Annotated in this window: 16 protein-coding genes; 10 read left to right on the forward strand and 6 right to left on the reverse strand. The window is 40.9% G+C overall.

The features are described from left to right. Nucleotides 1-95 precede the first annotated feature (95 nt). From queF to GQR89_RS15555, 6 genes are all read left to right on the forward strand, one after another. Nucleotides 96-935, forward strand: a complete 840-nt coding sequence (gene queF / locus GQR89_RS15530) for an NADPH-dependent 7-cyano-7-deazaguanine reductase QueF (protein WP_158770879.1) — start codon at nt 96-98, stop codon at nt 933-935. Between the two features lie 64 nt (nt 936-999). Beyond that, on the forward strand, nt 1000-2355 hold the full coding sequence (gene ppnN / locus GQR89_RS15535) for a nucleotide 5'-monophosphate nucleosidase PpnN (RefSeq protein ID WP_158770880.1): 1356 nt from the start codon (nt 1000-1002) through the stop codon (nt 2353-2355). Nucleotides 2356-2445: 90 nt separating this feature from the next. Beyond that, nucleotides 2446-2820 carry a DUF3192 domain-containing protein gene (locus GQR89_RS15540; RefSeq protein WP_158770881.1) on the forward strand — a complete coding sequence of 125 codons (375 nt, stop codon included), beginning with the start codon at nt 2446-2448 and terminating at the stop codon, nt 2818-2820. Nucleotides 2821-2834: 14 nt separating this feature from the next. Next, on the forward strand, nt 2835-4577 hold the full coding sequence (locus tag GQR89_RS15545) for a histidine kinase (RefSeq protein ID WP_158770882.1): 1743 nt from the start codon (nt 2835-2837) through the stop codon (nt 4575-4577). 148 nt (nt 4578-4725) lie between these two features. Continuing rightward, nucleotides 4726-5733, forward strand: coding sequence for an isocitrate dehydrogenase (locus GQR89_RS15550; RefSeq protein WP_158770883.1), 1008 nt, complete (start codon nt 4726-4728; stop codon nt 5731-5733). 173 nt (nt 5734-5906) lie between these two features. Continuing rightward, entirely contained in the window at nt 5907-6215 is a 309-nt protein-coding gene (locus GQR89_RS15555) for a helix-hairpin-helix domain-containing protein (RefSeq protein WP_158770884.1), read from the forward strand. A gap of 76 nt (nt 6216-6291) precedes the next feature. Here GQR89_RS15555 and galU read toward each other — a convergent pair whose 3' ends face one another. Continuing rightward, nucleotides 6292-7185: a UTP--glucose-1-phosphate uridylyltransferase GalU gene (gene galU, locus GQR89_RS15560; protein WP_158770885.1), complete on the reverse strand. Its 894-nt coding sequence runs from the start codon at nt 7183-7185 to the stop codon at nt 6292-6294. A gap of 1 nt (nt 7186) precedes the next feature. Then, nucleotides 7187-8527, reverse strand: a complete 1341-nt coding sequence (locus GQR89_RS15565; protein ID WP_158770886.1) for a UDP-glucose/GDP-mannose dehydrogenase family protein — start codon at nt 8525-8527, stop codon at nt 7187-7189. Nucleotides 8528-8956: 429 nt separating this feature from the next. Between GQR89_RS15565 and GQR89_RS15570 the strand changes: the two genes are divergently transcribed. The 4 genes from GQR89_RS15570 (at nt 8957) to GQR89_RS15585 (ending at nt 12959) form a co-directional block, all read left to right on the forward strand. Next, on the forward strand, nt 8957-9310 hold the full coding sequence (locus tag GQR89_RS15570) for a hypothetical protein (protein WP_158770887.1): 354 nt from the start codon (nt 8957-8959) through the stop codon (nt 9308-9310). A gap of 86 nt (nt 9311-9396) precedes the next feature. Further along, the gene (locus GQR89_RS15575) at nt 9397-10074 is read left to right on the forward strand and encodes a YjbF family lipoprotein (RefSeq protein ID WP_158770888.1); all 678 of its coding nucleotides are present in this window, start codon (nt 9397-9399) and stop codon (nt 10072-10074) included. Between the two features lie 15 nt (nt 10075-10089). After that, on the forward strand, nt 10090-10833 hold the full coding sequence (locus GQR89_RS15580) for a capsule biosynthesis GfcC family protein (RefSeq protein WP_158770889.1): 744 nt from the start codon (nt 10090-10092) through the stop codon (nt 10831-10833). A 20-nt stretch (nt 10834-10853) separates the two neighbouring features. Further along, a complete protein-coding gene (locus GQR89_RS15585; protein WP_233268986.1) occupies nt 10854-12959 on the forward strand; it encodes a YjbH domain-containing protein in 2106 nt (701 codons plus the stop codon). A gap of 161 nt (nt 12960-13120) precedes the next feature. Here GQR89_RS15585 and GQR89_RS15590 read toward each other — a convergent pair whose 3' ends face one another. The 4 genes from GQR89_RS15590 to GQR89_RS15605 all read right to left on the reverse strand — a co-directional run bounded on the left by GQR89_RS15590 (nt 13121) and on the right by GQR89_RS15605 (nt 18068). Continuing rightward, on the reverse strand, nt 13121-13987 hold the full coding sequence (locus GQR89_RS15590) for a glycosyltransferase family 2 protein (RefSeq protein WP_158770891.1): 867 nt from the start codon (nt 13985-13987) through the stop codon (nt 13121-13123). Then, nucleotides 13984-14880, reverse strand: coding sequence for a glycosyltransferase (locus GQR89_RS15595; protein ID WP_370460952.1), 897 nt, complete (start codon nt 14878-14880; stop codon nt 13984-13986). Before GQR89_RS15595 ends, GQR89_RS15590 begins: the two co-directional genes overlap by 4 nt. A gap of 173 nt (nt 14881-15053) precedes the next feature. Next, nucleotides 15054-16322: a glycosyltransferase 61 family protein gene (locus tag GQR89_RS15600; protein ID WP_158770892.1), complete on the reverse strand. Its 1269-nt coding sequence runs from the start codon at nt 16320-16322 to the stop codon at nt 15054-15056. Between the two features lie 12 nt (nt 16323-16334). After that, nucleotides 16335-18068: a glycosyltransferase gene (locus tag GQR89_RS15605; RefSeq protein WP_233268987.1), complete on the reverse strand. Its 1734-nt coding sequence runs from the start codon at nt 18066-18068 to the stop codon at nt 16335-16337. Nucleotides 18069-18572: the final 504 nt, after the last annotated feature.

The raw sequence follows: 18572 nt of genomic DNA on the forward strand, positions 1-18572 counted from the left end.
GGTAATGTAGCATTAAATTAGAGTAATCTTCTGATAAAATGCAGCTAACCTAATGTAAAATATAGCTAACCTATTCATCACCTGAGGTATTTTCCATGCAAGATAAAACGCTTCCCTCTGATATTTTAAGTACCTTAACGTTAGGTAAGCCCACTCAGTATAAAGAATTTTACAGCCCTGAATTACTGCAAGGTGTCCCTCGTAGCTTAAATCGCCAAGAACTTAATTTCGGTGATGCGTTACCTTTTGATGGTGTCGATCGCTGGAATGGCTATGAATTATCTTGGTTAAATCTACGAGGAAAACCGCAAGTTGCCATTCTGCGCTGCGAAGTCCCTTGTAATTCGATCAATTTAATTGAGTCGAAGTCTTTTAAACTGTATTTGAATAGCTTTAACCAAAGTAAAGTTGAATCCATTAGTCATGTGCAGAAAATGATCAGTAAAGACTTGTCTGCATGCGCTGGTTTACCCGTCAACGTGCAGTTATTTGCTAGAAATGAATTCCCCAGCCTACAACTTGGTACTTTGGACGCCCAATGCATTGACGACTTGGACATCAGCATCAACAACTATGATTTACAACCTTCGATTCTGACAGCTAATAAAATTGAAGTGCAAGAAACCCTTTGTAGCCATCTGCTTAAGTCCAATTGTTTGATTACCAACCAACCGGATTGGGGCAGTGTAATGATCCGTTATCACGGCCATCAAATTGACTCTGAAAATTTATTACGTTACTTAATATCTTTTCGCCAACATAATGAATTTCACGAACAATGCGTTGAGCGTATATTTAGCGACATTATGCGTTTTTGCCAACCACAAAAACTAACCGTTTATGCTCGATACACTCGGCGGGGTGGATTAGACATTAATCCATTTAGAAGCAATTTCGAGAGTATTTATCCAGAGCGACGTTTAGCCCGACAATAAATTATCGATGGAAATTTATCGTGTTTAAGCATGTGTCGACTGTGTTATCAATTTAAGGAAATCAATGAACAGTATTCAGTTAAACCCTATAGGGGCCATGAGCCAGTTATCCAAATTAGAAGTAGATAAACTCAATCATTCAGCTGACAGCCAGCTATATCATTTATTTCGAAGTTGTTGTTTAGCCGTTTTAAATAGCGGCGCTGAGACCGACAACTGCGAAGACTTATTTGATAAGAATGAGAAATTCGACGTCCGCTTAATCAGTCGAGAACGTGGTGTTAAAATAGAATTGATTAATCCACCAGAGATCGCATTTGTAGACGAAAAATTAATTAGAGGTGTGCAAGAACACTTGTTTTCGGTGCTCAGAGACCTACTTCATATGGGTGAAAGCTTCAACGGCTGTGAATTCCCAGGCGTAGCCCAGTCCGCTTATATTACCCATAAAGTGTTCGATATGATGCGTAACGCGCAAACCCTTAAAAATACGGCTGAATTAAACTTAGTTGTCTGTTGGGGCGGTCATTCTATTGGCGAAACAGAATATCAGTACACTAAGGAAGTCGGTTATCAATTAGGCCTACGGGAGCTAAATATTTGCACAGGGTGTGGGCCCGGAGCCATGAAAGGCCCAATGAAAGGCGCAACCATAGGCCATGCTAAACAACGTTACGACAAGCGACGATACTTAGGGATAACCGAACCAAGCATTATCGCTGCTGAGCCGCCAAATGCCATTGTAAACGAACTCGTTATCATGCCGGATATAGAGAAACGCCTCGAAGCATTTGTGCGTATGTCCCATGCCATAATTGTATTCCCTGGCGGTGCCGGTACAGCTGAAGAATTGCTCTACCTGCTTGGTTTACTGCTCAATGAGCAAAACAAAGAACAAGTCCTACCCATTATTCTCACTGGCCCCAAAGTGTGCGAAGGCTATTTTACCGCGATTGATAAGTTCATTGGCGCCACGTTAGGAGCTGAAGCACAGTCGCTCTATCAAATTATTGTAGACGACCCTAAATTAGTCGCCCAAACCATCAACAATAAACGTACTGACGTAAGGGCCTATCGTAAAGCGAAAGGTGACTCTTTTGATTTCAATTGGTCACTGACGATTGAGCCTGAATTTCAAGTACCATTCTTGCCAACTCACGACAGCATGGCAAAGTTAAATCTGCACTTTGACCAACCAAAAGCAGAGCTAGCTGCAAACCTTCGTAAAGCTTTCTCGGGGATTGTAACGGGAAATGTAAAGGCCGAGGGCGTTAAGCTTATCCGTGAAAAAGGACCTTTTCAGTTAAATGGAGACAGCGAGCTGATGGCATTAATGGACGAGTTGCTTCAGTCTTTTGTTGTGCAACAACGCATGAAATTACCAGGCAGTGAATATGTGCCTTGTTACGAAATAATGTAATAAAATGAGTTTGAGCGTGGTATTTTTAAGTATAAAGACAAAAATTACGCTCAAACTTACGACTAATTTAAACCACAGAAATAACGACTAATGAATAAAAAAATAGTGACTCGAATCGGTATCGGCGTAGCCCTTTATGGCGTATTTGTAGCCGCAGTGCTGCTGTTTTACCCTGATAATGCCCAGGATATGGATTGGAAAGATCGTGAAGAATACAACAAAGTCCAAGTCGCCAAACTCGAATTAGGTCAAAGTAAACAACAAATATTAGAACTTCTTGGTGGTCCTGATATTAGTGAAGCGAAAAAAACAGCCGAGAATACATTCCAAGTGATGTTCTTCCGCACGCAGCATGTCAAATCAGACGGTATCACTACTCAGGATGAATGCACTGCATTGTTATTAAAAAATGACGAACTCATTGCTTGGGGCGACAGTGCTTATCAAGATTACTTAACCCAATAAGGTTTGTCTGCTCTGTGCCTGAAAGTTTAATCAAACAGCAATATCAGAGCCTACATAAACTTCTTGCGCTTTATCGTCTCCCCGAGCCAACGAATGAACTCGTTCAGCAAACCTTGGATTTTAGCAATACCATACTGCTGTTGGCCAAACAACATCCCAATCTGACGTTTGCGCAAATACATCTTCACAAAACATCTGTACCCTTTAGCTACCAGCTTATCTTTAGCACATGCTTAATAACCGCACTAATTTGCGCACGTAACCGATTTAATGAGACCACGACCCAGCAACTTATGTGCGCGGCTATCAGCCTATTTGCTTTTAACCAAACCTATTTTGATAAACCTCAAAACGACGAGACACAACCAAATCTCATAACGTCTATAGGCACTCTCAATAAACCGTTTTGCCGAATTTTAACGCAATACCAACAAGCGGTATGGTTGCAGGGATATCGGCAAATTCAGTGGTTGCAAAAAGATCTAAAACAACATTTGTTTAGCTTACTCGGTGCAAGTAAAGATGTTATCTGCGTCGCGTTAGCGGCACGATTTTCGCTCATGATGCATGGCGCGACACAAACGAAAAAAATGAGCTTTCAAGTCGCATTGCGCCAATTAGTTCAACAATCACCTAACACCGCGGCAACGCTATTAGAACCGCTTATAGGATATCCCAGTATCACCCCACCAGGGGCATACGTCATGCTAGATGACAATTCTCTTGGGATAGTGATTGGCATCTTTGACCGCGGTATTGCCTGCTTTCCACAAAGTACAGCACAGCAACAATCGGCATATACATCGCACTTTTTAGTACCCCTATCTCGCGTTAAACAAGTTTATCCCGCTCAAAAGTATAAGCAATTCAATAAACTTAATAATTTGTGGGGAGATAATTGGCAAGAGTTTAAACATGAAAATCAGCTAAAGACGGTATCTGCATTTACGCCGAGTTACAAAATGAGCCGCCCACCAGCCACGTTAATTGTGATCCAGGGAGAACTCAATAAACCCGTTCAAGATATAAAAGCGTTGAGTAAAGCCATAGCACAAGAACCTGCATTTGCTCAGCATTTACAACGAACAGCGTCACAGAGTAGCCGTCAAAAATTGCCCATGAAAGATATACAACACGGCTTAATGATGCACGGATTAGATCGTTCTGGAAGTATCATTATGCAGCAAGCACTGCTTAGTCGTTTGAATCAACATTACTTTCCCTTGCAGAAGCACTTCGTTAACTTTGCTCAGCTTCGCGGCCATATCGCAGCCAGCTTAGCCAAGGTTGCAGATATTGGTATCCCTGAACAAGCGTGTACCTTGTCGCATTTTGCTTGCGTTGGCTTATTTACTCATCCCCAATTAAAAATCCAATTAAAATGGCAACGTCCGACGTCATGCTTCTATGACATACGTTCATTAATAAGTTGCGTTAATTCGGAGCAACTACGCGATCATTCATTATCGTTAGCCGAAGCATGGCATCAACCTCGTCATGAAATTGTAGCCCTAAGCAACTATCATGATCCGCATTATTTAAAAGGCCAGAAACATGGTATTTCAGTAAAACTAGCCGCTCTATTGGGAATAAGTTTAATCATCACCAGAGAACTGTATTTTGTCGAATCACAGCGTTGCGTGCAAACCCAAGCTTATTGGCAAAGTGCAGCGACGGTACTCGGTGTGAAAGAACAAGAATTAAAACGAATAGCACAAGATGCCTTTTCCGTTTGCCACACATTTTCGCCCGTATAATAACGTGTTATAGCGCATGGCAACTGGCTTTTATCCCCAATTTATGATATAAATCGCGCCCTAAAAATATAGGCTTATCGACCTATAGCAACAACTGACAGGCATTATTTGACGTTCATTCGTCTACATCAACATTAAGGAATGGTTTATGACTAAACAACGCATTACAGTAATTCGCGGAGACGGTATTGGTCCGGATATCATTGATTCGGCACTACAGATTTTAGATAAGGTAGGCTGCGATTTTGATTACGACTTCGCTGATGCAGGTTTAGTTGCACTTGAAAACCACGGCGAACTGTTACCTCAAGAAACCTTAGACTTAATTGCAAAGAATAAAGTGACGTTAAAAGGCCCTCTTACAACACCAGTAGGTGAAGGTTTCACGTCGATTAACGTTAGCTTGCGTAAAAAATTCCAGCTCTACGCTAACTTACGTCCAGTATTATCATTTAAAGGCACTAAAGCACGTTACGAAGATATTGATATCGTCACTGTTCGTGAAAATACTGAAGGTATGTATTCAGGTTTAGGCCAAGTGGTGTCTGAAGATGGCACTGAAGCAGAAGCGATGAGCAAAATCACCCGCAGTGGTTGCGAACGCATTCTGACTTATGCATATGAAATGGCTATTCGTGACGGTCGCAAAAAAGTTACCGCAGTACATAAAGCCAATATTCTTAAGTCGACTTCGGGTTTATTTCTTAAAGTGGCTCGTGAAATAGCTCAGCTTTACCCACAAATCGAATCTACCGAAATGATTGTAGACAACTGCTGTATGCAATTAGTGATGAACCCACACCAGTTTGACGTAATCGTTACGACTAACCTATTCGGTGATATTTTATCTGATCTGTGTGCTGGTTTAGTTGGCGGTTTGGGTATGGCACCAGGCGCTAATATTGGTGAAGACTGTGCAATTTTCGAAGCCGTTCACGGCTCAGCGCCTGATATTGCGGGTAAAAACTTAGCCAACCCTACCTCTGTTATTTTGGCCTCAATCCAAATGCTTGAATACTTAAATATGAGTGAAAAGGCTGAAAAAATCCGTTATGCCTTGAAGCAAGTTATCGAAACTGGTGATAGAACAACCCGTGATCTAGGCGGCGAACACGGTACAAGTGACTTTACTCAAGCCATGTTAGAACGTCTATAAAATAAAGTTTTAAAGTTTTAAAGTTTTAAAGTTTTAAAAGTGGCCCATTGAGGCCACTTTTTTTTGCTTCAGTTTTAAATAATGTAACTTTTCTTTACCAAATTTAAAAGCACGACTAGTCTTACTTTTGTGCATTTGCACCGAAATGGATCAAAAAGACAAGGAAATTCACTATGAAAAAGTTTATCACTACCCTATTTTTTGCAGGTGTTTTATTAGCGGGATTTGTCGGCAATGTTGCTGCTGAAGCTAAAGTAGACAAAAGCAGTGTGTCTCAAATGAAGTCGCAAAAAATCAATCTGAATACGGCTACAGCCGAGCAGTTAGTCACATTGCCAGGTATAGGTAAGAAAAAAGCAGATGCTATCATCACGTATCGTAACAAAAGTGGTAAGTTTACCAGCGTGAACGATCTCACTAACGTTAAAGGGATCGGCAAAAAAATGGTGGCAAAATTAGCAGACCACGTTCAGGTCAAATAACGTTTTATTGATAATAAGGCACAAAAAAGCCGCGTGATGGTAAACATTACGCGGCTTTTCTTTACTTAAGCAGAATTTATTTCACCATTGTGTGTAAAAATTCTGTAAATTCAGTGCCTAATTCTGGATGACGCATGGCGAATTCAACATTCGCTTTCATGTAACCAAGTTTGCTACCACAGTCATGGCTTTTGCCTTTCATGTAATATGCATCAACCTGCTCTGTATGCATCAGAGAATCGATAGCATCAGTAAGTTGAATTTCATCACCAGCGCCTGGAACGGTCTTCGCTAGTAAGTCCCATACTTTCTCAGACAATACATAACGACCTACAACCGCTAAATCTGACGGTGCGTCAGCAAGATTTGGTTTTTCAACCATGCCATGCATTTTGGCAGATTCGCCTGGTGTAAGTGATACACCGTCTAAATCTACGATGCCATATTTACTTATATCGTCTTCGGGAACACTTTCCACCATGATTTGGCTAACCTGGCTAGTGTTAAACTTAGCGACCATAGCGGCTAGGTTATCCTTCTTCGGATTACAGGTACCCTCATCTATGATGACATCAGGCAGTACGACTGCAAATGGCGCGTCCCCTACCATGGGGCGTGCACACAATACCGCGTGCCCTAAACCTTTCGCCACACCCTGACGCACGTGCATAATCGTCACGTCTTTTGGGCAAATAGCTTGTACAGCTTCAAGTAACTGACGTTTAACTCGTTTTTCTAACGTTGCTTCAAGCTCAAAGCTAGTATCAAAATGGTTTTCGATGCTGTTTTTACTCGCATGGGTAACCAATATGATTTCTTTTATTCCCGCGTTAACACATTCAGAAACCACGTATTGAATAAGCGGTTTATCAACAACTGGCAGCATTTCTTTTGGAATTGCTTTGGTTGCTGGCAACATACGTGTTCCTAACCCTGCAACAGGGATAACGGCTTTTTTTACTTGACTCATTTTATTGTCCTTTTACTGATAATCCACGACCTATTGCATAGTAATGCAAGCCATGTTCCAACATCATGTTGGGTTCAAATAAATTACGACCATCAAAGATTAATGGAGTTGAAAGTTTTTCTTTGATTAATTCAAAATCAGGGGCACGGAACGCCTGCCATTCAGTACAGATCACCAAAAAGTCAGCACCATCAAGGGCAGCTTCTTTGGTGCCAACCAAACTTAAATCATCACGGCTACCATAAATACGTTGGGTTTCTTCCATCGCTTCAGGATCATAAGCTTTCACTTTCGCGCCAGCTTTCCATAAATTTTCCATCAAAACACGGCTCGATGCTTCACGCATGTCATCGGTATTGGGTTTAAATGAAAGCCCCCAAATTGCCACTGTTTTGCCTTTCAGATCATCACCGAAGTGACGCGTGATGTATTCGAATAATTTCTCTTTCTGAGCGTAGTTAACCGCCTCAACCGCTTCAAGAACCTTCGCACTGTACCCAACGCCTGTAGCGCTGCGAACAAGGGCTTGTACGTCTTTAGGGAAACATGAACCACCGTACCCACAACCAGGGTAGATAAATTGATAACCAATACGTGGATCAGAACCAATACCACGGCGCACATTTTCAATATCGGCACCCATGAGCTCAGCCAAGTTAGCCATTTCGTTCATAAAGCTAATTTTTGTCGCTAACATACAGTTAGCAGCATATTTAGTTAGCTCTGCGCTACGAATATCCATGATGATAATTTTGTCATGGTTACGGTTAAAGGGTGAATATAACTCGCGTAATGTCTTCTCAGCGAGTTCGCTGTCGGTACCAATGATGATACGGTCTGGGCGCATGCAATCGTTTACCGCAGCCCCTTCTTTTAAGAATTCAGGGTTAGATACCACATCGAATGTGAGATCTTTACTAAGTGACGCAAGTGTTGCAGAAACCTTTGCACTCACTTTGTCAGCAGTACCAACAGGCACTGTCGACTTATTAATGATAATTTTGTGGCAGTCCATATGCTCTGCAACAGTATTGGCTACTGAAAGCACATATTTTAAGTCAGCAGAACCATCTTCATCTGGGGGCGTACCCACTGCAATAAAAATAACTTCGCCATGCGCAACGCCGCGCGCCGCATCGATAGTAAAATCTACACGTCCTGCTTCGTAATTACTTTTAACTAAAGGAGTCAAACCAGGTTCAAAAATTGGTATGTGTCCCTGTTTAAGTTTGTCGACTTTATTTTGATCCACATCTACACAAACAACATCGTGGCCCACTTCAGCCATGACTGCTGCTTGTACCAAACCTACATAACCAATTCCAAATACTGTAACTTTCATTGAAGAAATATTCCTTAACTGTAATTTCGGGCAAATCTTACCGCCCAATTATGACAAACTCTTGATCCTAGCAGCAAAAGCAAAAATAATGCCTAAACGTCATTTCAAGGGTCTCAAGGGCGTTTTAAATGCCACATGTCTTTTTTTCGCGACTAACTTTATATTTTACCCTTTATTTAGTCCCATTGGGAATGGTTATAGTAAAGAATCATTCAGAATAGTGGAACCAAGCAGCAAAAAGTTCTTTTATCCACAGATAACATGGCTTACAAGGTCATAGAAAATACTTTAGTGTTCTGGTTGCCCATCCAATTTCACCGCGTAAGACGTTATTTTAGTGATTGTTTTATCGGCAGCTATTGAGGTCAGTAAATTATTCCATTAGAATCGAACCAGTCTTGATTTCACTTAACTCGAAGGGATTATATTATGAAAAAAATTCTTATGGCTGCAACAGCAGTATTAGCACTTGCTGGTAACACAGTAATCGCTCAAGAAAACGCTGGTGGAAGTGAATCTTCTTCAGCAGCAATTGGTGGCGTATCAGTTGGTACTATCGCTGCAGGTGTTGTTGGCTTAGCTATCGCTGGTGCGGTTGTTTCAAACAACCGTGGTTCTTCAACCGTAATCGATGAGCCTGTTGATCCAAGCTGTAGTGGCGACGATGCGTTAGTAGATGGTGTTTGTGTTGGTACAACTACTACTGTGACTGTAACGGGTACAGGTACTATGACTAGTACAACTACTGTTCCAGTTACTTTTACATACGCACCTACAATCTAAGCGTTTTAAAAGTTTTGAAAGCCGCCTACAATGGCGGCTTTTTTATTGCATATTCACCATAACATTAAGCGGAAACGCCGTTCATCATGAACTTAAAAACGCCTCTATTAATCTTTATCTCTTTGCTTAGCCTATCTGGCTGCGGTGGCACTTATCATGCCTATTATGAAACAATCAAAATTGCCTTAGAAGAACCTCAGAACGCGAGCATGAACTTAGAAGGAGTGCAAAACTCCACTATTGATGTGATGTCGGTTACTCGTGGCGAAAGGCCTACAGCTATTATGGCATTGGCCTATCTTGAAAACGGTCAACACAAGTGGGTGTCTGGCGACGATGCGATGCTGATAATGGAAAATGGCCGAATTGTTAGAACGATTGGGCTTGGACGCGATCTGATCTACACAGCGAACCGCTCTGAAGATCCCCTTAAACAGCTACCAGGTGAGCTAAGCAACAAAGCATGGGACTTTTCATTAGATTGGAACAATGACGAGTACGGTTACCCTGTTACCTCCCAGCTTGATGAGCCACAAGTAACACAACTCAATATTCTTACCAAGCAGTTAGATACCCTACTCTATATTGAGAAATTACGTTACGAAGCTCCTTCAAACTATGTACGAACTCAACATGAATGGAATAATTATTATTGGTTTGAGAAAACCACCGGCACCCTTATAAAGTCGAAGCAGACGCTATCCCCGCTATCAGAGCCGATTGAAATGATTTACCTAAGCCGCATCGCGCGGTTAGATTTATAATTAGAGCCGTCAAAAATGAACAAACATATCAAAAAAATACTATTTATAGCGCTAACCAGCTTGAGTTTCAGCACATCTGCCATCGTAACAATTCAATGGCAAGAAGCTGAATTTCAATTTAATTCTCAACCTCGCTTAACAGATGTGCTTACCAGCTTAAACGTAGATGATAAGGTATATTGGCCTTCTGCAACGTTATACTCACCAAATGATATTAATTTAGAAAAAACTCGACAATTAGCATTAAAAAATCTGTCAACCATATCCACTAAATCACAAAGCGAATCGCCCCAGTTCCGACATGCAATTGAGCAACTAGCAACTGATATTAAGACATGGACATTGGCCAAACGTTTAGCCGTAAAGATTGACTTTGATTTAGCGCGAGTGTCAGCAGCGAGTAATCCTAAATTTGACGACGGGTACTATATTTTACACTTAACGGCCCGCCCTCAAGCAGTAAAAGTATTCGGCGCTGTAAACCGTAAAGTTTCAATTCAACATATTCCATACGGCGACGTGAGCCAATATGTTGATGAAGAAGGCTTTTTAAACTCGGCGAACAAAGACTTCGTGAAAATTATTCAAGCTGATGGGCGAGTTATTCAAGCGCCAGTAGCTTATTGGAACAAGCAGCATCAAGAAGTCATGCCTGGCAGTCAAATTTACATCCCGTTTAAAGAGTCCATTTTCTCGCCAGAAATTGCTGAATTAAATCAACAAATTGTCACGCTTGCCAAAAATAGGCTGCCTAAATGAGTCGCAAGAAAAGAGTAACAATGAAAACCTATTACCTCGTTCCTATTACAGCGGCTTTAACTATCGCTTCTAACGTCAATGCAGAAGCGCAAAGCGAAGAATGGAACATCTCCCCGGTAGGAAGCTCATTAATGGTGCACGGAGGCACAGGATTAATACAAACCCCTACCTCACGCATGCTGGCAGAAGGCGATTTACGCCTTAACTACACCGATAATGACGAATACCGCTTTTGGTCCGCAACGTTGCAATTATTCCCGTGGATGCAAACAACGGTTCGCTACACAGATGTACGCACACAGCTTTACAGCCCATTCCCTGGGTTTAGTGGCGATCAAACACTTAAAGACAAAGGAATCGATGTCAAATTTCGCCTATTAGAAGAAAGTTACTATCTACCTGAACTTTCAGTTGGCTTTCGTGACTTTGGCGGAACCGGCTTTTTTGAAAGTGAGTTTATTGGTTTAAGTAAACAAGCAGGTAACTTTAACTTCCATGTCAACATGGGTTGGGGTTACTTAGGCACATCAGGCAACGTTTCCAACCCGTTTTGTGAAGCATCTGATAGCTACTGCGATCGTCCAGGTGGATTCACTGGCAATGGCGGAAAAATTGATTATCAACGTTTTTTTAAAGGCCCTGCCTCGCTCTTTGGTGGTATTGAATATCAAACGCCGTGGGAACCATTAAGACTCAAACTAGAGTACGAGGGCAATAATTACATTAACGACAGAGCCGGTAGCTTAACGCAAGATAGCAAATGGAATTTTGGCGCCAATTACAGCTGGAATGATTTTGATTTTAGCCTCAATTATCAGCGAGGCAATACCATTGGCTTTGGTGTGAGCTATAACTTTAATTTGCACACGCTTTCACAAATAAAGGTCGACAAACCACCTCGCCCGCTAAGCAATGACAAAAATGAATTTGGCGTAACAGACATAAATAGCCAACGTTTAACGCAAGATTTGTACTATCAAGCAGGATTTGCACTAAGCACCTCACATATCAAAGACAACGAGGTGACTATTTTTGGTCAACAGACTAGCTATAGGTACGAAGATGAAGCGACGGAGCGTGTGGGTCGGATCTTAGCGTCTGAGCTTCCTGAAAGCGTAGACACCTATCGTATTGTAAATACTGCTGGTTCAGTACCTATGGTAGAAACCGTCGTTGACGCACAAGAATTTAAACGCCAAGCAAGGTATGAAACTCTTGAGCCGAACCTAGCAGAAAGCTACAAACGAGAAGACATAAGTCAGGATAGTTTAGACCACTACAACCCTAAAAATACGAGCGGTTTCTTCACCGGAATAGAAGCATTTTGGATCCAAACCTTTGGTAATCCAGAAGAATTCTATTTGTATCAGGCAGGGGTTATGGTCAATGGTGGCTATAGCTTTGACGGGAAAACGAGTGTAGCGGGCACAATCAAAGCTAACTTATTGCAAAACTTCGATAAGTTTAATTTTACCACAGACAGAGCCCCAAGCACGCTTCCTCGCGTAAGAACAAATATCAGAGAATACGTGTCTGGTAGCGATATCACCATGGAGAACCTCTATTTACATTGGAACGATAGAATCGCCGAAAATCTATATGCCCAAGTTTACGGTGGCTATTTAGAAACCATGTATGGCGGTGTAGGCGGTGAATTACTCTATCGCCCAGTAGACAGCAACTTAGCCTTTGGTTTTGACATCAACTATGTACAACAGCGCTCTTGGGACAACGACTTAGATTTCTTTGATTACAAAGTACTAACAGGGCATGCAAATGTATTTTGGCAGCCTGAGTTCTTGCCTGATACGCTTCTTACTGTGAAGGTTGGCCAGTACCTAGCGAAAGATAAAGGTGTAACCATAGATTTTGCTAAGCGCTTCGACAGCGGCATTGTTGTAGGTGCGTATGCAGCCATAACCAATGTCAGTTCAGAAGAATACGGAGAAGGTAGCTTTACCAAAGGTTTCTACCTTTCTATTCCGTTTGATTTGTTCTCGCTTAAACCAGCCAAAGGAAGCGGTAAAATCCCATGGATCCCGATCTCTCGTGATGGTGGCCAAGCGCTTAACAGACCTATTGAGTTATTCGGTACAACAAACGAACGCTCGCCATTCGCAAGATAATATTTTATCTAATTTGGTAGCAGCTTAGATTTAGGCTGCTACCAATCATTTGTATTTAGAATTGCAGAAGGTTGGCTATCAAAAAATACGAAGGTTTAATGTACGCGAATAGAACGAAATTTGTTGCGTATAGATTAGAAGTAACGAGCACTAAGAATACCTTACCAATGCTTGCTGAACGATCCGTCACGTTTTAAAAGCCCATCGATTATCCCACAAGCCATAAATTTTATACGTTGCAATCTATCTGTTTGTAAAAGTGCATTAGCAAAAAAACGGATCGGCATACACAGAAGATTACGAGCTTTCCAATACCAAGGTACATAACCTCTGCGGCTTAAAATCAGAATATTGCGAAACTGGTAATACAGTCGAACAGGCGAACCAACTTTATAGGTCACTCCGGCAAATTTACGGCGTGCATCACCGAGTTGGTGAACCATTTCAACCTTCTCTGCAATCGCCACCATCTGGTTTTGTTGCTTTGCGCGCCAACACCATTCATGATCAACGCCGTCAATAAATAACGACTCATCCTTAAGCCCAATACTTTCAAGCTTAGCCAAGTCAATCATCATGCCCGAAGATATAATTTGTGTGACACAAACCAAATCTTCATAAACAGATATCTCACGTTGAACACGAGGCTTTATTGTCTTATCAGTAAAAGAACAGATAATGCGCGGGCCAATGGCTACAAGTGGCCTATTTTCGACCCTAGAAGCCACCATGAGTGATGACAAGCGAAAAGCGAAGTCATTATCTATCGAGCTATCTTGATCGAGCAGAATACCATACTCACAATTGGCCGTTTTTAAATCACGTAAGCCGATATTGTGTGCTGCGGCAATGCCAATATTATTTGGGAAATGATGGTAATGAAGGTTTTCATGGACTAAATCTAATTCTGTTGGCACGGGTGAATTATCGACAATACTTATTACCTCAACCTGCTCAATAATACTCAGCAACAGGGGAAGAGTCTGGGCTAGCTCGGGTTTATATAAGATTATTGTCGCGCCAATCACTCGTGCTTAACTCGTTTATTTAGAAGATATCGGTCTAATTTGTAAGCTAGTTTAACAAGTTTCGCAGGCATTAACCGTAATATTAATACACTACAAGCGTAAACAATATTACCCACTCCATAGCGATTCAACACTTTCATGGTGTAAAAGCGCGCTTTAAACTCGTTTAAAGACTTGCTGTAGCCTCTGCGCTTATAGAAATCGTTAACCCGTCTAAACTCTAAAAGCTTATCGGGTAAATTAGCAAACTTAAAACCCGCCGCCGCTAAATCAGCCCAAAAGAAATAATCTTGGGTATTTTTTAAGTCACTACGATAACGATAGCCTTGCTCAAATACACTAAAGCGGATGGCAACCGTAGGATGATTAATAGAACAACGCTTGGGCAAAAAACGCATAATTTCGTGATGCTTTAAAGGCAGCTTACGCTGACCTACTTTCTCGCCTTGCTCATTGATCTCTACCAAGCCGCTGCCAAGTACAGAAATACTTGGATTCTTTTGTAAAAAATCAATTTGCTTCTCTAATCTATTCTCAATAGAGATATCATCTGCATCCATTCTAAAGAAGTACTTAGCTGATTTAACATTTTCTAATGACCATTCAATTACGAAGTTCATGCACTGGCTTAAGCCGACATTATGCTCGGCCTGAACCAATTGAACGTTGTTATGCTCGTTAGCTATTTTAAATAGAAATGCTCGAATATTTAGTGGAATTTCACCATCGATGACAATTACATAAAGAAAATCTAGATAGGATTGCGTCAATAAGCTGTTAATAGCCTCCTCGACCCACTCCAATCGGTCACCTGCATACACTCCCATAGCAACGATTGAATCGAAGGAACTAATTTTTGCTGTTTCATGGATAATTTTAAATGAATTACTCAACTTGGAAAGCGACCTTTATTTGTGTTTTTATTTTACCGCAAGCCACTATGGTTGTCGTCTCGCCGAGAGGTGGAATTTTGACGGCGAAGTATAGCAAATTTATTTATCAAAGTACTAAAAGTGATCTTTTGTCCGATATTAGCAATTAACTGTGTGGTGACTGAATAAGGATATTAATTGTTAAATTGATGCTCGAGAAAGTCTGGTAGACTTCGAAGCTGAGTTATAAAATTTTGAATTGCCTTAGCTTTGACTGATTCATCACCTGGGATCAAGGTTTTATAATGCGCGTAGTATAGGTCAACGTCTCTACGAGTCGCTTTCTTGAATTCCTCGATATCTGAGATATTGACCTTTATCTGTAACTCTTTGGACAAAAATTCAAACAACTCATTGTAATTTAAAAGACTTATAGCCGAACCATGGGCAGTCCTGTTACTTCGTTTTGGTACAAATAACGAAGGTAAGGTGATCACTGCGGTAAAAAACATAAACTTAGTGACTCTTGCTTCAAGCATCGCATTAAACACCGCGGGGCTTTTAGGCCGTCTAGCTATGATATAAATGTCGGCAGACAACTCACCAAGTAACTCCAACACATGTAAAGCTCCTCCTTCAGCAAAGACGATTTCCTCGGCCCCTTTATAAGTTTGAAGCTGTTGAAGCAAAGTATGCTGCTCTGGATAAAAAATATGGAATCCATTTCGTTTAAACACAGCCTCTAAAGTTGACTCCCCCGCAAAAGCACCCCGAAGAGAAAAGTGAGTACGGCTCACATATACTTTTTTATGGTTATGCACATTCGAGACGATGCCATTACGCTTTTCACAACGAAGAAGATAAGATTTGTAACTATCATTAATTGGCACTGGTGACCGAAAATGACTCGCTTGTTGGGGTATATCGAGTGATTCAAAAGATTTAGCAGAAAACAAAAACTTAATTTTGCTTTTTGGTATTCCTAAATAATGTAAGGTTTCTTTGAATATCGGCGGTAATTTGTAGTTGAGTCGTTGAATGAAATTCAGCTTTTTCGTGTTTTGAGGTAAGAATATTACGCCCCGATAATTTACATTGTTCTTTTTTTCTTGCGTCTCATAGGCCCAGGTACGATGTATACTTTCAGCTAAAAAGTGTCCGAAGTTTTTAAATATAGGGCCGCCAAAAAGATAGCGTCCTTTTTGATGCGACAATTTACCGGACCATTGCTGCATGTAAGTGAGATCGGTAACGGTTTCTAGACTAGCTTTTGAACTGTGCACAGCGCTCCATCGACACTGAAGAAATTTTTCATCTAGCCTCGAGCTTTTCACGCCCCCTTTAACATTATTTGGATTGCTATTTGGCGCCAAAGGTATAACGACTGCATTTTGTAATTCACATAAGTCTGCAGACGCAGACTTATGATTATAATGAGAAGCACCGCTCGGATTTTTTGTCATACTTGCTATTAACTAATCTTTTATCGAAAAATTTTCGAATCGCAGGGTCAAATTCGGATTATAAGCTGGGTCATCATTTATGATATCAGCCCATGTAGACTGCAAGTAAGTTAACTCGTTTTCAAAACGCTCTCGCTTTATAGATGTATCGTCTGCACCTCGCGATACTGATTCATGATGAAATAGTTCAGCCTCTGCACAGTAAAGATTACGCCGACCTAACGCCAGGATCCGAAGACAGAAATCAACATCATTAAATGCCACCGTCAGATCTTTCTCGTTCAGTCCGCCTACGGCGTCAAAGTCTACTTTTTTTATGAGCAAACAGGCCGCTGTCACAGCGCTGTAATTATGTGTTGCCGCTAGACGATTAAGGTAACCAGGGTGATATCGAGGAAAATATTTATGGGCGTGACCAGCCCCACCACCATAGCCCATTACTACACCAGCATGTTGTATGCGAGTGTCAGGGTATAATAATTTAGCACCTACACAACCAATATCAGAACGAATAGCCTGCCCAACCATGTCAGCTAACCAATTAGCACTAATGACCTCAATATCATTGTTAATAAGCCCTACTATCTCGCCCTTTGCATGACGTACGGCAAAATTATTGATAGCCGAATAATTAAATTCGTAAGGATAAGATAATACGCTAACTTTAGGCTCGGAACGTTGTAGTGTTTCAAAGTACGCTAAGGCATCTTGATCATCTGAATTATTATCGATTAAAAGAATTTCAAAATTTTGATAACTGGTTTTTGCTAAAATAGAAGTAATACAGGTTTGCACTAAATCCTTGGCATTTTTAGTAGGGATCACCAAAGTAACCAGAGGATGAGACTCTTTATGCCATTCGAGTTTTGCCACAGAACTCGCTTCGCCTTTGGCAACCACAAATTCCGTTCGATTAAGCTTTGCTAACTCCTTATGCCATTGCATTGGCTTATTAGAAGTTTGATGAAGTAAACATAGAGGTATGTGATTAACCGATACTTTTCTGTCTTGAAGGTAACTATAAGACATCCAAAGCGCAATCGAGCTTAATCCTTGATTGATAATAACAAAATGCACAAACTGATTAATAATGTCAGCCCCTTGCAAAAAGACACCAGTCCTTACATAACCAGTCGTTAGCTGAAGGTCAGGGTTCCAAGCGGGGAAAAACTCGGCTATATGTCGTTTTCCTGAGCTATCATAACTATCGATATCGCAATAAAGTATCTTGGCGATCTTATTTTCAACTTGCAAATAATGAGCGAAAACACTAACCGCAGATGAATGAAGAATGTCCCCCCCTCTTAATACCAGCAAGGGTGACGAATCTAACTCATCTAACAAATGTTCGATTTTGCCAACAAATTTATCTGACGCACCCGCAAACTGAGCCAAGTAATGCTCAACCAAAGACTTTTCACCAGTCAAATAAATTGCTCGTATACCGGTATTTGCCAGTGTCATTTTTATGGAGCGAAGGTCATCAACAGACTGACCACTCAAAGCAATACAACAGTTAGCTTTGACATAAGAAATCCTAGCAGCGGATATCTTTTCAATTTCTATAGATTGCCTAACGATCGTTTTAATATACAGTTTTTGTAATTTCTGCGGAGTGGGAAAACCGTAGAACAACCCAGATTTCTGTAAACTACGACTATATAAATTAAACAGCCAGAGATTTTGGCGCATTTTTTTTCTGGTTTCTGCTGGAAAAACGCCAACAAAAAATTTAATTGTCGACATAACTTGTTTCATTATTTTTTTATTCAAAAGTCTTTTCTTTTTAAATTATCGACTAGCCAATGCCTCGGATCATACTACCCGATTTGCTTAGAAACCCACCTTAGTAAGGAATCATCAAGCCAACAGCGCACGTCTAACTCTTGGTTAAGGGATTATTTTTTATGCTAAATCCCAATCAAATGATACAGGACCATATAACTATTTAAAGCGAAAGCCAGGTATAGAACACTTTAGTGACCAAGATTGAAAATACAGAACGTATAGGTAAACGCTAAAAAACATATGAATTGTATGTAATTCATACACAGAAATTTAGGGACAATCCCACGTACATACGCAGTAAGCAATAACGTCTTCAATTCGCAATGGTAGCTCACACGAGCCAAAAACAAGTTTAAACGAAATGCATATAATTTGCAGTATGAACTACTTAGCATTTACCGATAGTTAGGTATAATGATTAGGTATGACATCGGCTAACAATCACTACACCACTGTACCTGA

Origin of the sequence: Paraglaciecola sp. L1A13, from assembly GCF_009796745.1 — a bacterium.
In the GTDB taxonomy this organism is placed as follows: Bacteria; Pseudomonadota; Gammaproteobacteria; order Enterobacterales; family Alteromonadaceae; genus Paraglaciecola.

What these genes read in the sequence shown, in the direction of transcription:
- GQR89_RS15580 (WP_158770889.1), top strand. Translation starts at nt 10,090, where the DNA reads ATGAACAAACATATCAAAAAAATACTATTTATAGCGCTAACCAGCTTG.
- GQR89_RS15565 (WP_158770886.1), bottom strand. Translation starts at nt 8,527, where the DNA reads ATGAAAGTTACAGTATTTGGAATTGGTTATGTAGGTTTGGTACAAGCA.
- galU (WP_158770885.1), bottom strand. Translation starts at nt 7,185, where the DNA reads ATGAGTCAAGTAAAAAAAGCCGTTATCCCTGTTGCAGGGTTAGGAACA.
- GQR89_RS15575 (WP_158770888.1), top strand. Translation starts at nt 9,397, where the DNA reads ATGAACTTAAAAACGCCTCTATTAATCTTTATCTCTTTGCTTAGCCTA.
- GQR89_RS15540 (WP_158770881.1), top strand. Translation starts at nt 2,446, where the DNA reads ATGAATAAAAAAATAGTGACTCGAATCGGTATCGGCGTAGCCCTTTAT.
- GQR89_RS15570 (WP_158770887.1), top strand. Translation starts at nt 8,957, where the DNA reads ATGAAAAAAATTCTTATGGCTGCAACAGCAGTATTAGCACTTGCTGGT.
- GQR89_RS15605 (WP_233268987.1), bottom strand. Translation starts at nt 18,068, where the DNA reads ATGTCGACAATTAAATTTTTTGTTGGCGTTTTTCCAGCAGAAACCAGA.
- ppnN (WP_158770880.1), top strand. Translation starts at nt 1,000, where the DNA reads ATGAACAGTATTCAGTTAAACCCTATAGGGGCCATGAGCCAGTTATCC.
- queF (WP_158770879.1), top strand. Translation starts at nt 96, where the DNA reads ATGCAAGATAAAACGCTTCCCTCTGATATTTTAAGTACCTTAACGTTA.
- GQR89_RS15555 (WP_158770884.1), top strand. Translation starts at nt 5,907, where the DNA reads ATGAAAAAGTTTATCACTACCCTATTTTTTGCAGGTGTTTTATTAGCG.
- GQR89_RS15585 (WP_233268986.1), top strand. Translation starts at nt 10,854, where the DNA reads ATGAAAACCTATTACCTCGTTCCTATTACAGCGGCTTTAACTATCGCT.
- GQR89_RS15550 (WP_158770883.1), top strand. Translation starts at nt 4,726, where the DNA reads ATGACTAAACAACGCATTACAGTAATTCGCGGAGACGGTATTGGTCCG.
- GQR89_RS15600 (WP_158770892.1), bottom strand. Translation starts at nt 16,322, where the DNA reads ATGACAAAAAATCCGAGCGGTGCTTCTCATTATAATCATAAGTCTGCG.